Raw genomic sequence first — 14742 nt, forward strand, 5'->3', positions numbered from 1 at the left:
GTACCGGCAATTTTTTGGCTAATCGTAAATTTATTTTAACTTGTTCAAAAGTAACTAAAAAACCAGTAGACTTAAAGTTTGAGAATTTACTACGTTTAAACCCAGGTTTATAATGACAAAAGAATTATTTTTCGCCACTTTGCTGCGAAAGACGGTTGCCACAAAGACCCAAAGTGACGAAGTAGCCACGGGGCCACTTTTAAACAGCGGCCTTTTTAAAAGCCAGGCAAGGTTTAACCTGATACACTAAAAAACATTCTCTATTATGGGCTTATTAGCTTTAGCCATTGCCCCCGGGCTTGCCATCTGCATTTTTATTTACCTTAAAGATAAATACAACAAAGAGCCCTTGTGGTTGCTGTTGCTGAGTTTTATTTTAGGCATGCTGAGCATTATCCCCGCCTTTATTATAGAGAAAACATTTGGTATTTCTGCAGAGCATTTAGGTAGCGCCTCTTATGTTTCGGTAGCCATATTTGCCTATGCTGTAGTGGCTTTAAGCGAAGAAGGCAGCAAGTTTATAGTATTGCGTTTGTTCTGTTATCCCCGTAGGGCTTTCGACGACCCTTTTGATGGCATTGTATATGCCGTGATGGTAAGTATGGGTTTTGCTACCCTGGAAAATATCGGCTATGTAATGGAACATGGTATTGGCACCGGTATTACCAGGATGTTTTTATCCGTGCCTGCACATGCCACATTCGGTGTACTGATGGGATATTTTACCGGCTTTGCAAAGTTTGATCCTGTAAAAAGAAACTGGTATTTTATACAGGCTGTTTTCTGGCCGGTTGTATTCCATGGTACTTTTGATTATTTTTTATTTTTAGGCAATTCTTTATTGCATATTGCCGGCGCCCTGGCTTCCTTTGTTATTGCCATATATTTAAGCCGGCGGGCCATCAGGAAAAAACAAGCCATTTCAAAAGATTATCATGATAGTTTAAATGCCATTACTCATACTGATACTTCAACTTTATAAATTATTTTCGCTGTTATGAAAAAAACATTGTTGCTTTTACTATTTTGTTTTGTTGTTAGTTTTTCCATTGCACAAACCGTGCAGGTATTGGTGTCTGATAAAAAGACTTCGATGCGTGGGCTGAGCGTGGTGAATGATAAAGTGATATGGGTTAGCGGCAGCAAGGGCACCGTGGGCAAAAGTATTGACGGTGGCGATACCTTTACGTGGATGACCGTAAAAGGTTTTGAAAAAACTGATTTCAGGGATATTGAAGCCTTTGATGCAAAAAATGCCATCATCATGGGTATTGATACACCGGCTTATATTTTAAAAACAAAAGACGGCGGCGAAACATGGGATGTGGTGTATGAAAATAAAACCACCGGCATGTTTTTAGATGCCATGGAATTCTGGAACGAAATGAGTGGCATTGTAATTGGCGACCCGATTGATAATAAAATTTTTATTGCCCGTACTTTTGATGGCGGCAAAACCTGGCGTGCATTGCCCGATAAATATTTTCCTACGGCAGAAAAAGGCGAAGCCTGCTTTGCTTCCAGTGGCACCAATGTTGCTGCATTAAATTTACAGGAAGCAGTTTTTGTAACCGGCGGTGTACATTCCCGTATGTTTATCCGTGATAAAAAAATTGAATTGCCCATTATACAGGGCAAGGAAACCACAGGCGCCAATTCTATAGGTGTAAAACGTGTAAAAAAGAAAACCACGGTAATTATTGTGGGCGGCGATTTTACCACCAAAGATTCTACCACCCAAAACTGTTGCATTACCACTGATGGCGGCAATACTTTTTCGGTACCTGTTATTGCACCGCATGGTTACAGAAGTTGTGTTGAATTCTTGAATGCCGATAACTGGATTACCTGCGGCATCAACGGCGTGGATTACAGCAAAGACAATGGCAAAACATGGGCATGGATAAGCAAGGAAGGATTTAATGTTTGCCGCAAAGCCAAAAAAGGGAAAGCTGTTTTTTTTGCAGGCAATGGTAAAATAGGCAGGCTGGTACTATAAAAAAAGCCGGTGAAGAATCACCGGCCCTAAGTTGATACTTATAAGAACTACCTATGCAAAACAATCTTCCCCAGGTTGGTATCGTCGTTGTGCCTGATTATAACATTGCTGATCACTGAATCTTTATACCCGTTCGACGGATTGATGATCACTTTTACTGTACTGGCTTTAATACCACGTATCTTAAATTCACCCTCATGATCGGGAACAGCCCTTAACGTATCTGTTCCGTCTACTACAGCAACCATTGCCGGCAGTGCTGCTGATGGTTTTATTTCGCCTTCCAGTTCGCCTGAACTGTGGTGGCCAAAATGACCTATTTGTAATTTCAGTTCCCATCTTCCGTTATGAAACCTGATGGAACCATGCCCGTCAAAATCTAACCAGATGCGTAAATGATTAAAGTCGAGATGGTCCACATCGCCTTTCACTTCTACCGTTATCTGCGGCGCAATGTTGGTAAGCGGAATGGTAACGCCATTTAATACGGCCGAATTTCTTGTGCCTAACGTAATGCGGATCTTTTCCACTTCGCCATTGGGTACAAAACCAACTGCCAGCAGGGTATCTAATCCATTCCGGAAGTTAAGGATATTGTACACTCCTGCCCTGATGCTGAGAGTATCCCAGTGTTCGGCTCCTGTAGAATCTTCTACTTTTACTTCCACTCTTTGTATATCAATAAAGATGGAATCAAAAATTACAGACGGATCATCTGTAAGCATGATTTTCATTTCGGCTTTGCCGGCTGGTACAGGCCCTGTTGTTAAACCATTTTCGGTAGATACCTCTTTTTTACAGGAAACAAAAGCAATAATTACTGTTGAAAGAAACAGCGATAAAAAAAGCAGCGGTTTTTTGTTTTTCATACGAAAGTTTTTACGGTGATTGATTTTTGTTACACAGAATAATGCAACCAAATTAATACCAATAAGGCCCGTAATAATGCCAATGTTGCCGGGCTGTAAAAACTTACTGCTGAACGGGAATAAAAAACAGTTGTATAAAATGTAAAGGATTATTTTTTAAAGGCAAAGTACACGGCGCCCAGTATCAATGCAAAGCTTACCAGGTATTTCCAGTGAAAGGGTTCTTTTAAATACAGTACCGCAAACACGGCAAACACAACCAGTGTAATTACTTCCTGTGTAATTTTTAATTGAAAACCATTAAAGCCATTGGCAAAGCCGGCACGGTTGGCAGGCACCATTAAGCAGTATTCAAAAAAAGCAATGCCCCAGCTGATGGCAACAGCCTTCCATAATGGCATCCCGGTATATTTTAAATGGCCATACCAGGCAAAGGTCATAAAAATGTTGGAGGCGGTAAGGAGTAAGATAGTGCGAATCATGGTATAATGTGAATGGTGAATAGAGAATGATGCCTTGTATGCAATCAATCATTATTGATCATAAAAATTTTGTATAAAATTAAACCATTCCCGTTATTTAAATTTGAATTATACCGGTTAAGAATTAGTTATTGCAACTGATAATCCTTGTTATGGATGAAAGGCTTTTTTATCAATACTGTACACCGCTGTATATTTTTTATCGATGATCTTTTTAAACCCCCAATGTTCTTTCCAGTAACAGTCAATGATGATCTCCCTGTTCTGCCGATTGTAATGCCAGTTGTAGCGGCGTTTGGATTCATCAAAGGACATATGGGTAAAACGCTTTACTAAATTTTTATCTTCCTGCGGTACAATTTCATTTTTAAATTTTTCAAAAATCAACTCCCCGTCTACTGCAGTATAATCTACAGTACCCAGATCATCGTTTCTTACTTTATAGTATAATGGAGTTTTAAGAGTTGCCTTTTTGAAATAAGTATAGAGGGTGTCTTTATGCATTTCATTGAGGTTGGCATCAAACCAACCGGGCTTAAGTTTAATATTCTGCATCCAGCGTTCCATAAATCCTTCCAGGGATATTGCTTTTATATCCGTTAACACAGCTCCCCGCTGGTATTGCCAGTCATCGGTAAATTTTGATGAAGGTGAACAACTGCACCAGGCAGCAAGGGTGATATACAAAGCAATTCTTTTCATGTAATTACTACTAAAGTAAAACATTTGCCATTAATAAAAAACCCCGCTTTTCAGGAGGGAATTGCTATTGAAAAGAAAATTAATTATTTATTATTTACTGAAAAAATATGCATTGCTCTGACAAAGCTTCTGAAAGCTACCGGCACCGGTTTGTGTTGTGGTCGGTGTGGCTAACGGCCATAGATGACGGCCCCTACCCCGGATTTTTCTCCCGTGTTCAGTGTCCACATCGACCGCGGATGCGGACACCGGCCATGTATGCTGTATAAAAATAAAAAAGGATACTTCAGTAATGAGTATCCTTTTTACGATAAGGTTTATTAGAATTGATAAGGTTTAACTCTTCCTGAAAACAAGGTTTAGCAAGGCCAGTAATGCAACGGCGCCGATAGCAGCAGTTAAGATGTAACCTACCCAGCCAGTGCCGAGGCTTACACCTAACTTACCCAGGCCCCAGTAACCGATAATACCGCCGAGAATACCCACAACGATATTACCAATAAGGCCAAGGCCGCTACCTTTAAACAATTGCCCGCCAAGCCAGCCGGCAATAGCACCAAGAACCAAAGAAACAATTGCTCCTTCCATGATGTTTATTTTAAAAGTTAAATAATAATAAATATACTCTAATTAATAATGGATAATGAAATAATGGATAATTTTTCCTCCGGCAGCAGCTTTATATTTTCAGCACTATGTTGAGGTAAGGAGATATGTATTTAACCAGGCACACTTACCGTGATTGAGAAATTGTTTTTGCAATAAAAAAAGCTGGCATAAAACCAGCTGTATAATTTTAATGTAAGGAGAATAGTAGGTAATATAACCTGATAATAAAATAATGGATACAGTCTTTAGTACAAAAGCTTAATTTTTTAGAAAGTGCTTTCGGGGTTAAAAAAAATTATCCATTATCCATTAATAAATTATTCATTCCCTAATTAAGGCTCCTGAAATCCACCGGCACCAGTTTACTCACGCCGGCTTCCTGCATGGTAACACCATAAATTACATCTACGGCGCTCATGGTTTGTTTGTTATGCGTTACAATGATGAACTGTGAGTTCTCACTGAATTTTTTTATCATGTTGGTGAACTTGCCTACGTTGGCATCATCCAATGGTGCATCCACCTCATCTAGAATACAGAATGGTGCAGGCTTAATTAAGTAGATGGCAAACAACAACGCCGTTGCTGTTAATGTTTTTTCTCCCCCGCTTAATTGCCCTATTGAAGACGGACGTTTACCTTTTGGTTTAGCCACAATTTCAATGCCGGTATCCGCTAAATTTTCAGGATCTACCAATACCATATCTGCCGTATCATCTTCGGTAAATAGTGCTTTAAATACTTTCTGGAAATTATCTCTTACCGCATTAAAAGTATCCAGGAACTGCTGGTTAGCCGTAGCTTCCACTTCCTGTATCGTCAGCATCAGGCTTTCTTTGGCTGTCACCAAATCATTCTTTTGTTCCAGGATAAATTCATAACGTTTTTTCATTTCGGTGTACGCTTCAATCGCTGTAGGATTTATCTCGCCGATATTTTCCAAACGCTTGCGTTGCCTTTCATTTTTTTCCTGCAATTCTTCTAATGGTGTATCGCCTGTTCTTGGTTCGTCGATGATAGCATCAAGGTCTACTTTAAATTCCACGTTCAGTCTTTCTTTCATCCCGGCTAACTGTAATTTTAATTCAGTCAGTTTATCCTTTATCTCATTCAGTAAAGTATCAATACCTTCTTTGGATTTTTGTTTGTGGCGCAGTTCACTTTCTTTTTCAGTTAAAGCGTTCCTTAAATTGTAGTAGGCCTGGTCTGCTTCATTTAATTTTTTCTCTTCTCCTTCTTTATTCTGCAGCATGGTGATCACCAGTGTTTCCAATTCCTGCAATGCCGCTGCTGTATCCGCAATACTGGTTGCTGCTTCAGTTAATTGTATGTTGCTGCTTTCTATCTGTACCTGCAGGTCTTTTAACTGGTTGCTCTTAAATTCAAATTCCTGCTTTAGAGAAACCACTTTGCTTTGCTGCTTGGTAAACTGCAGGTTGCTATCGTTAAAGGTTGCAGTGGCATAATTGTATTCCTGCTCTGCCGATGCATAATCCTGTTCAATCAATTGCATCTTATCCGTCAGCTCTTCTAATTGCGTATTAAATTTCTCCAGTTCTTCACGGGTGCTTGCAATAGCATCATGGTTAGCTTCCAGTTGCTCCTGTAAATCTTCTATCCTTTTGCTGCTGGTTTCTTCTAAGTGGTGCAAATTTTCCAACTTGTTTTGTAAAGAAAAAACATGGTTGGTTAAATTATTAATATCCTGCTGTGTTTGCTTAATGGCATTTTCTTTCAACTGCTCATTAAAGGCAATCACTTCGTTGTGGCGGCTTTGAATGACTTCTTTTAAATTATGCACTATCAATTCCTGTGCAGTAATTTCTTCGGCCAGTTTTTCTAAATTTTTAGCACGGCCTATTTTTTTACCTTCAAATAAACCCACGCTGCCGCCGGTTAATGAGTATTTACCTTTTACGTATTTACCGGTTTTTTCCAATACCACGGCACCGTTGCTGTTACGCAGCGCTTCTTCATTTTCAGCAATAAAAACATTGCCCAGTAAATGTTTGGCAAGGTTAGCGTATTTTCCATCTATCTCCACCACACTTAATGCAGGTATCGTTCCTTCCGGCTGATGTTGCTCTTCAATACCGGTAAACTTATCCTGTAAAAAGAAATTGGCTTTACCTTTTTTATTATTGTCTAACAGATGGATGGCCTGCAAGCCTTCTTCTAAATTATTTACAACGTAGTAGTTTAAATAAGGCTCCAGTACGTTTTCAACAGCCGCACGGTATTCTTCTTTAACATAAATGATATCACTCAGTAAAGGTGCTTCATGGTTCCACCCGGTATTTTTATGCAGGAATTTTACACTCTCCGGGTAACCTTCCATTGAGTCGATAAGGCTTTTTAATAAAGCATATTCATTTTTCTTACTGTCTAATTTCCTGCTTTCTTCTGCTAATTCATTACGCAGGCTTTCCAGTAAATTTTGTGTAGCTAAGATCTGTTCTTTGGTAAACTCATGATGATCCTGCAGTTGCTGCAGGTCAGTCTTCTTTTGCTCCAGTTCTTCTTCCTTAATTTTTTTATCGGCTTCCAGTTGCAGCAACTGGCTCTGGCGTTGTGCTTTTTCTTCCTGTATCTGTACAACGGTACGCTGTAAGTTTTGTATAGAGGTATCGGCTACCGCTACTTTTTTCTCTGCTTCAAACTGGTTGCGTTGTATGGCCTGATTCTCCCTGCGCAGGGCATCAATGCTGCTGCGCTTTTCATCAAACACTTTTCGTTTATCCTCCACCGCATTTTTCAGTTCGTCTAATTTACCTTCAAACTCTTCTAATTTTACTTCATCATCTTTTATCTGTAAGCTGGTAAACTGAATGCTTTCATCAAGACCTTTTAATTGCCCGCCGGCTTTTTGTAAAAACTCATTTAGGCTGCTTTCTCTTTCTTTTAAATATTGCAAGCGTTGTGCGCTCAAATTCTTTTCGCTTTCTTTATTGCGTAAGCCATCCAGCATATCATTAAAAGCATGCTGCATTTGCTGCAATGCTTTTTCCTGTTCAATAAAGCCTAATTTTTCCTGTTGCAATGCAGCTTCTTCTGTGGCAATAGAAGTTTCCAGTTCAATTCTTTTATCTACTTCAGCCTGTTGCTGCTGGTTCAGGTCGCGGTAGGTAATATTAAAACCTTCCAGGGCGGCTTTGGCCAGTTCAATACTAACTTCCTTGTACTCTTTTTTTATTTCGAAATATTTCTCGGCTTTTTTAGCCTGGCTTTCCAGGCTTTTTAACTGGTTGTTGATCTCAAACAACAGATCTTCAATACGTGCCAGGTCCTGCTCGGTGGCATCTAATTTTAGCTTGGCTTCTTTTTTACGTGTTTTGTAAATGGTGATACCGGCAGCCTGTTCCAGCATTTTACGGCGGCTGTTCTCTTTATCTTTAATGATATCATCCACCATCCCCAATTCAATAATGGCATAGCTATCGGTACTTACACCGGTATCCATAAACAAATTGTGAATGTCTTTCAGGCGGCAGGCCACATCATTAAGCCGGTATTCGCTCTCCCCGTTCTTGTAATATTTACGGGTTACAGTTACAGTGTTGAATTCGGTAGGTAAAAGGTTTTTGGTATTTTCAAAAGTCAGGCTCACCTCGGCAAGGCCGCTGGCACTACGGGTTTTAGAACCATTGAACACAAGGCTTTCCAGGTTTTCACTACGCAGGTTGCTGATCTTATGCTCACCAATTACCCAGCGGATACTATCCACAATATTACTCTTGCCACAGCCATTGGGGCCAATAACGCCGGTAATACCTTCATCAAAATTGAGTACGGTTTTGTCGGCAAAACTTTTAAATCCTTTGATTTCTAAACTCTTTAAACGCACGTTTTCTTATTTTAGTCAGACGGCAAATATAACGGAATGCATGAAAAGAAAAATTTCATTGTTTACACCAACTATGCAGAGTTATTCACAGGTTTTTAACAGGATTTTGCTACCTGTTAACAGAATTGGTGTTTGGACAATTATCGGGTAGTTTTCCCATTCATTTACGGTTAATTTATAGTATACAAAAGTGCAAAAGCCTCCCTTTCTCTTTGCAAAGAAAAGAAGGCTTTAACCTGAAACCCTGTAGCAGCTATTATTATTGTTTGATAAGTTGCCCTCTTATTTCACCTGCCGGAAATGCTGCACTATGAATATTTACATAATACAAATTGTTATTAAGATCGCCTTCCTGGGTAGCATCTAAAGCAGCGCTGGTATAGCCGATAGGCGATGTTAAACCTGAAAAAGGAAAAATTACCGAACCGTTGCTACCGGCAGCCCCTTTATGAATATGGCCATTATTTGCTGTTACACCCGAATACGTTACAGTTACGGTAAAAACCTTGGTTACCGTGTTAAATGTAAGCGTGGCCGTACCTGTTGCCGCAGAGGCATTGGCGGGTACTTCACTTGCCCCGGTAAGCGTGGCTTTAAAAGTTGTGGTAGGGTCTGCAGCTGGTGCCGGATCATCTTTTTTGCAGGATAAAAGGCCCATGGATAGCATAGCAATAGCCATAAAAATGATTACATTTTTCATAAATAAAATTTTGAAAGGTTTAAATAATTTGAGAAGGCGTTTTGCAGACAGGTAGTTGATAATAAATCGCAGAAACCTTTGCCGGGGTTGCCTGTTAAAATCTTCTTAAAGCAAAAAGCTTATTTTATTGTTACGAACCAATTCGTATTTTTGAGGCTTAACAATTCTAACATGAAAAAAATTATTACCATTTTCTTTTTATCTGCTGCCGTTGCAGCGCAGGCACAGGTTAAAATTCTGGACCATGCTATAATCACTACAAAAACAACGATAGTTTCTCCCGAGGGAGCCGATGATAATATTGCCCCGCCACCTGCTGCTGAAGGCGGCGAAGTACGTGTAATGCGCTTTGGCGGTGATGGCGAAACCAAATCGGTAACCACGTTTAAAGGGAATATGATAAAAACCTATACCGAAACTGATATGAGCCGCACCACAGTTTTAAGAGACAACAATAAAAAAATGACCACTACCCTGATGGAAATGATGGGCAAGAAAACCGGTTTTTATACTACCGATGAAGATCAGCAACAGATGGCAAAAAGAATGGATAGCATGATGCAGAGCAGAAGCCAGACAGCAGCCAGTTTTAATAATGGCAACCAGGTTAGCAGTACTGATATTGCCTATGCAGATGATACCAAAAAAGTAGCCGGTATTACCTGTAAAAAAGCATTTATCATTGCTACCCGGAAGAATGGTACTAAAGACAGCAGCATTGTGTGGTATGCTCCTGATTTTAAATTGCAGGGTATTGCCTCTACCGGTGGTATGGCAGGAGGTTTTGGTAATTTTGGCCGTACAACAGCCCTCAGCGGATTAGATAACCTGGCCGGTTTTCCTATGCAATACGAAATGAAAATGAACCGTGGCAGAAAGATGATCGTGGAAGTAACCAAGATCAATACCGAAAAAGAAATAGCCGATAAAGAATTTGAAATCCCTAAAGATTTTGAAGTAAAGTCGATGAAGGATATGCAAAACGGTAATGGCGGCCCAGGCTTCCAGATAAGAATGGGCGGACCTGGCCAGTAATACAGGCACATCGAAATTATATTTCGACTCATCCCAAATCAAAAATAAGAAGCCGCTGCATCATTGTGCAGCGGCTTCTTCATGTAAATTGAAATTATATTTCGATACATTATCGCTGTAAAAATATTGTACATCTGAGTTACATTTTGCTGCCCGGAGTAAATACTATAATTAAATAAATAGCCGACTGGTTTTATAATTTAAGCAGATCGAAATATAATTTCAATGTACTATCAAAGAATTGCATAACTGAAATGCATTTTGCTGCTCCTGGTAAATAGCATAGTTATATAAAAAAGCCGCCCGATATAAAGGGGCGGCTCTTATAATTTAAGCAGATCGAAATACAATTTCGATGTACTGTAGATTTACATTTTTTCTACATCGGCTTTCTTCTTATCATATTCAGCAGCTTTTTTAGGATCAGCTTTAGCACCATAAAACTGGCTGAGAATATCCAGCACATCTTTATAGTTAGCTTTTTGAATAGGCTTTAAAGTTGTTAAGGCACCAAAATAAGCTACCGCTGATTCCGCATAAGGAATACACTCGTCTATTTTTTTTATGAACAGTGCTTTAAGGTCATTGCGCTTTTTAATATCATCAGGCTTAGCTCCTTTTATTTTTTTGGATGAATCCTGGAAGTCGTATGCATAGTTATACAAATGACGTACCATCAGCATTTTTGAGTCAACACCCTTATCAAGATTGATGGCAGTCTTTAACAGGTCAGTTAATTTGTTTTGCAGATTAACGGCATCAGCCGGCCTGCTGTCCCCGGTATACAATTGGTTAAACAATACCACGCTAAGGTTATAAGGATACGAGAACTTCTGGGGATAACGCTTCATCAGGTCTTCATACTTTGCTACCAGGGCTTGTTTATCGCCGCTTTTTTCAACCCTTTCCAGTTCTAACTCTGTCCAGTATTCATCTGCAGGATACAAGGTTCTTCCTTTTTCCAATATTGCAGCCAGGTTAGCTTCATCATTTTTTTTGGAGTAGTATTCACATAAAAACTGGTACACACTTAAATATTGTTCTGCTGCTAAATTAGCATCAGTAAGTTTCCTGTAATACAATACCGCAGATGCTTCATCCTTTGCCTGGTTGGCCGCAATGGCGGCATTTAACACCAGTGATGTATCCAGCGCCGGAAACTTAAATCCATTATAATCGTAGGCTTTACTTTTTACATAATCTTCTACAGCAAGGGCATTCTTAAATCCTTCAAAAGAAACGGCATAGTTCTTTGCATTGAACTCCCTGGCACCAATATCAAAATAACCATTGTACAGGTCAAAATAAGAACCGTGATTTTCTAAAATAAAGATGACTTCTTTAGCATCCATCTGCTGGTATTTTTTAAACGCTTCAAAAGCTTCAGCTTTAAGTTTCATCGCATCTGTTGTTGTTATAGATGAATCTTTGGATACAGCATTATATATCCTTCCTTTATAAAACCAGGCATCCGGTTTAGCGGCATTTTTTGAATCGCTCAAAAATTTATCGATAGCATCTTTGGCCTTTTTGTTCTGTCCGCCGTTGATCATTTTAATGATATCTTCCATGCTTTGACCAAAACTGAGATGGCAGGCAAAAAGCAACATAATAAAAAAACAGTATTTCTTCATTCTATTTAATTTTTAGGTGATAAAGATATTAGTTAATTGGTTATCAAGATGAATTTTAATAGAGTTTTTCATAAACTTCAGGATGAATTTCGTCATGTTTTTTGCAGGTAATAAAATGCTTTGCAGGCTTATTACAGGCAGAATAACTGTATGCGGTTTACATAGGTTTTCTTGTTGAAATAAGCTAAATTGCACGGCTATTTACTATTCTTTTGATTACGCAAAATACCATACAACAAATATTAAGCCGCATCGATATTGTGGAGATAGTTGGCTCATTTGTAAAACTTAAGAAAAGGGGTACCAACTATATTGGCCTCTGCCCTTTTCACAACGAAAAATCACCGTCTTTTACCGTTTCTGCATCAAAAGAAATATACAAGTGTTTTGGCTGTGGCCGCAGCGGCAATTCCATCAGTTTTTTAATGGAGGCCGAAAAATATACGTATGCCGAAGCCCTGCGCTGGCTGGCTGCAAAGTATAACGTAGAAATTGAAGAAACAGAAACCAGCCCGGAGTACAAAGTACAACAGCAGGTGGCCGAAAGTTTGTATATCATTAACAATTTTGCACAAAAATTTTTCAGCAATGCCCTGCTTAATACAGATGAAGGCCAGGCCATTGCCCTGAGTTATTTACAACAACGTGGTTTCAGGGAAGAAACGATCAAAAAATTTCAACTGGGTTTTAATCCCGAAGCAAGGGATAGTTTTACCAAAGAAGCATTGGCCAATCAATACAACCTGGAGTACCTGCAAAAAAGCGGCTTAGTAAATGTAAGAGATGGTAATGCCTATGATAATTACAGGGGCAGGATCATTTTTCCTATCCATAATCAAAGCGGAAAAGTATTGGGCTTTGGCGCCAGGATCATTAAGAGCAATGACAAAGCACCCAAGTATATTAACACGCCGGAGAATGAGATTTATGTAAAAAGTAAATTACTTTATGGTTCTTATTTTGCCAGGCAGGCAATTGATAAAGCAGATGAATGTTTATTGGTAGAAGGTTATACCGATGTGGTAAGCCTGCACCAGGCCGGTATTGAAAATGTGGTGGCCAGTGGTGGTACCTCATTAACCCCGGATCAGCTGCGACTGATAAAAAAATATACCAACAACCTTACGATAATTTATGATGGCGATAATGCCGGTATAAAAGCAGCCTTACGAGGGTTAGACCTTGCGCTGGAAGAAAGCCTGAATGTAAAACTGGTTTTAATACCGGATAAAGAAGATCCGGATAGTTATGTAAATAAAGTAGGCGCTGCTGCATTCACGGAATTTATTGCGTCCAATAAACGTGATGTAATTTTATTTCAGCTGGATATTGCTTTAAAAGATGCCGGCAGCGACAGCAATAAAAAATCTATCATTGTAAACCAGATTGCCGAAACGATCGCTAAAATTAACAAGGCGGAAGATTTTACCAAGCAACAGGATTATATTAAACAATGTTCTGAAATTTTAAAGATCGAAGAAAGTGGTTTACATGCGTTGGTAAATAAATTCATCAGGGAAAAAGTAACCAAGGCCGAAAATCTGCAGCAAAGAGAAGAGCAGTTTGCGGCTAACGAAGCTGCCAATGAAACTGAAACCACTGATACGGATGTTGTTGGCTTATTCAATAAAGATGAAATGCATGAAAGGGCAATGGTAAGAAGCCTTTTGGAATTTGGATTGAAAGACTGGAGCACAGAAGAAAAAGTTGCCGATCATATTTTTAAAGAAATTGAATTGAACCAGCTGGAAGACCTGATTGATAATAAAGACCTGGTAAAAGTGGTACAAACCTACAGGCATTGGTACAAGGAAGGGTTAGACCCCACACCAAAGAATTTTTTATACCACGATAATTTACAAATGAGTTCGCTGGTGGTAAGCATCATGGATTTTAATCATGAGATAAGCCCGAAATGGAAAGAACATTTTGAAGGCCATTTACCTACTCGGGAAGACCTGTTTAAAGAAGAAGTATTCTCTACACTAAATTATTTAAAGCTTAAAAAGATAAAGCGGCTGATTGATGAAAATCAAAGAGACCTGGAAAAATCCACCATTGCGGAAGAACAGATGATTTTTGTGCAAACCCACCAGCACCTTAAGCAAATGGAAATTGAATTAACCAAACAATTAGGCACCGTAATTTTCAAATAAATTACTTTGCATTAAAAGTCTTTTTACGGGCCGACAGTTTTTCCATTGTTGTTTCCAGGCGCCTGGCTTTTGTTTCTTCTTTTTTAGCGCTTACTATCCATTCTACATATTCACGTTTATGGCTAAACGCAAGCGACTGAAAAAAAGCTGCTGCTACCTGGTCTTTGTCCAGTAATTGCTGCAGTTCTTCAGGTACTTCTATTGTTCTTTTGGCATAATCTACCCCCGGGGCCGGATTAGCAGAAGAAAATGATGGCGCTTTTTTGGGCGCTTCCTCTGGTTTTTTAAATCGTGCTGCACTCCACAGGTTATCCACGGCAATCATACGTACTGTTTCATATCCATGCTCGGCAATAAAATCCCAACTGGCATCCCTGCATAGATCGCTGGCTATCTTTGAAGAGGCTTTTGGATAGGCGATCCAGAATTTGGCATCGTCATGTAAGGCCGGTATCACCTCGGTTAATATTTCTTTTAATTGCTTTTGACTGAAAGCAAATATCAAAGCAAAATCAATCTTTTTGCTTTTAAGTAATGGTGTTACATTTTTGGAGAAAGAAAGTTTGATGAATTGCTTTTCTATTGATAAGGGCAATCCCTGCAAAAGCAGATTCTTTTCATCATTCAGTTGTAATTTTTCCAACAGCGACTGTGAAGACATAGGCAAAACAACAGTTAGGTTTTAAAAAAGTATTACATGACACAAAATATT

At 39.2% G+C, this 14742-nt stretch carries 13 protein-coding genes; 5 read left to right on the top strand and 8 right to left on the bottom strand.

Annotation, left to right across the window (positions count from 1 at the left end; genetic code table 11):
• Positions 1 to 112: 112 nt before the first annotated feature.
• From ACYVM0_RS06050 to ACYVM0_RS06060, 3 genes are read left to right on the top strand one after another with little or no spacing between them, the layout of a single operon-like run.
• Positions 113 to 250 carry a hypothetical protein gene (locus ACYVM0_RS06050; protein WP_460554012.1) on the top strand — a complete coding sequence of 46 codons (138 nt, stop codon included), beginning with the start codon at positions 113 to 115 and terminating at the stop codon, positions 248 to 250.
• Between the two features lie 15 nt (positions 251 to 265).
• Positions 266 to 982: a PrsW family glutamic-type intramembrane protease gene (locus ACYVM0_RS06055; protein ID WP_460554015.1), complete on the top strand. Its 717-nt coding sequence runs from the start codon at positions 266 to 268 to the stop codon at positions 980 to 982.
• Between the two features lie 15 nt (positions 983 to 997).
• Complete coding sequence (locus tag ACYVM0_RS06060; protein WP_460554018.1) at positions 998 to 1999, top strand: WD40/YVTN/BNR-like repeat-containing protein; 1002 nt, start codon at positions 998 to 1000, stop codon at positions 1997 to 1999.
• 47 nt (positions 2000 to 2046) lie between these two features.
• On the opposite strand, the gene ACYVM0_RS06065 is transcribed toward ACYVM0_RS06060, so the two are convergent.
• The 6 genes from ACYVM0_RS06065 to ACYVM0_RS06090 form a co-directional block, all read right to left on the bottom strand.
• Positions 2047 to 2868: a DUF4382 domain-containing protein gene (locus ACYVM0_RS06065; protein ID WP_460554021.1), complete on the bottom strand. Its 822-nt coding sequence runs from the start codon at positions 2866 to 2868 to the stop codon at positions 2047 to 2049.
• Between the two features lie 149 nt (positions 2869 to 3017).
• On the bottom strand, positions 3018 to 3350 hold the full coding sequence (locus ACYVM0_RS06070; RefSeq protein WP_460554024.1) for a DMT family protein: 333 nt from the start codon (positions 3348 to 3350) through the stop codon (positions 3018 to 3020).
• A gap of 150 nt (positions 3351 to 3500) precedes the next feature.
• Positions 3501 to 4052: a hypothetical protein gene (locus ACYVM0_RS06075; protein WP_460554026.1), complete on the bottom strand. Its 552-nt coding sequence runs from the start codon at positions 4050 to 4052 to the stop codon at positions 3501 to 3503.
• A 336-nt stretch (positions 4053 to 4388) separates the two neighbouring features.
• A complete protein-coding gene (locus ACYVM0_RS06080) occupies positions 4389 to 4640 on the bottom strand; it encodes a GlsB/YeaQ/YmgE family stress response membrane protein (protein ID WP_460554029.1) in 252 nt (83 codons plus the stop codon).
• 349 nt (positions 4641 to 4989) lie between these two features.
• Positions 4990 to 8505, bottom strand: coding sequence for a chromosome segregation protein SMC (gene smc / locus ACYVM0_RS06085; RefSeq protein ID WP_460554032.1), 3516 nt, complete (start codon positions 8503 to 8505; stop codon positions 4990 to 4992).
• A gap of 259 nt (positions 8506 to 8764) precedes the next feature.
• On the bottom strand, positions 8765 to 9205 hold the full coding sequence (locus tag ACYVM0_RS06090) for a CHRD domain-containing protein (protein ID WP_460554035.1): 441 nt from the start codon (positions 9203 to 9205) through the stop codon (positions 8765 to 8767).
• A 171-nt stretch (positions 9206 to 9376) separates the two neighbouring features.
• Here ACYVM0_RS06090 and ACYVM0_RS06095 point away from each other — a divergent pair, with 171 nt between their 5' ends.
• Complete coding sequence (locus tag ACYVM0_RS06095; RefSeq protein ID WP_460554038.1) at positions 9377 to 10240, top strand: hypothetical protein; 864 nt, start codon at positions 9377 to 9379, stop codon at positions 10238 to 10240.
• Positions 10241 to 10608: 368 nt separating this feature from the next.
• On the opposite strand, the gene ACYVM0_RS06100 is transcribed toward ACYVM0_RS06095, so the two are convergent.
• A complete protein-coding gene (locus ACYVM0_RS06100) occupies positions 10609 to 11874 on the bottom strand; it encodes a hypothetical protein (protein ID WP_460554041.1) in 1266 nt (421 codons plus the stop codon).
• Between the two features lie 212 nt (positions 11875 to 12086).
• Here ACYVM0_RS06100 and dnaG point away from each other — a divergent pair, with 212 nt between their 5' ends.
• Positions 12087 to 14030 (top strand): DNA primase, encoded by a 1944-nt coding sequence (gene dnaG, locus ACYVM0_RS06105; RefSeq protein ID WP_460554044.1) that lies wholly within the window; start codon positions 12087 to 12089, stop codon positions 14028 to 14030.
• A gap of 1 nt (position 14031) precedes the next feature.
• On the opposite strand, the gene ACYVM0_RS06110 is transcribed toward dnaG, so the two are convergent.
• A complete protein-coding gene (locus ACYVM0_RS06110) occupies positions 14032 to 14673 on the bottom strand; it encodes a YdeI/OmpD-associated family protein (RefSeq protein WP_460554047.1) in 642 nt (213 codons plus the stop codon).
• Positions 14674 to 14742 lie beyond the last annotated feature (69 nt).

The sequence above is a fragment of the Ferruginibacter profundus genome (genome assembly GCF_054783275.1).

Excerpts from the sequence above, each read along its gene's own strand:
- ACYVM0_RS06050 (WP_460554012.1), top strand. The coding sequence starts at position 113 with ATGACAAAAGAATTATTTTTCGCCACTTTGCTGCGAAAGACGGTTGCC.
- ACYVM0_RS06055 (WP_460554015.1), top strand. The coding sequence starts at position 266 with ATGGGCTTATTAGCTTTAGCCATTGCCCCCGGGCTTGCCATCTGCATT.
- ACYVM0_RS06060 (WP_460554018.1), top strand. The coding sequence starts at position 998 with ATGAAAAAAACATTGTTGCTTTTACTATTTTGTTTTGTTGTTAGTTTT.
- ACYVM0_RS06065 (WP_460554021.1), bottom strand. The coding sequence starts at position 2,868 with ATGAAAAACAAAAAACCGCTGCTTTTTTTATCGCTGTTTCTTTCAACA.
- ACYVM0_RS06070 (WP_460554024.1), bottom strand. The coding sequence starts at position 3,350 with ATGATTCGCACTATCTTACTCCTTACCGCCTCCAACATTTTTATGACC.
- ACYVM0_RS06075 (WP_460554026.1), bottom strand. The coding sequence starts at position 4,052 with ATGAAAAGAATTGCTTTGTATATCACCCTTGCTGCCTGGTGCAGTTGT.
- ACYVM0_RS06080 (WP_460554029.1), bottom strand. The coding sequence starts at position 4,640 with ATGGAAGGAGCAATTGTTTCTTTGGTTCTTGGTGCTATTGCCGGCTGG.
- ACYVM0_RS06090 (WP_460554035.1), bottom strand. The coding sequence starts at position 9,205 with ATGAAAAATGTAATCATTTTTATGGCTATTGCTATGCTATCCATGGGC.
- ACYVM0_RS06095 (WP_460554038.1), top strand. The coding sequence starts at position 9,377 with ATGAAAAAAATTATTACCATTTTCTTTTTATCTGCTGCCGTTGCAGCG.
- ACYVM0_RS06100 (WP_460554041.1), bottom strand. The coding sequence starts at position 11,874 with ATGAAGAAATACTGTTTTTTTATTATGTTGCTTTTTGCCTGCCATCTC.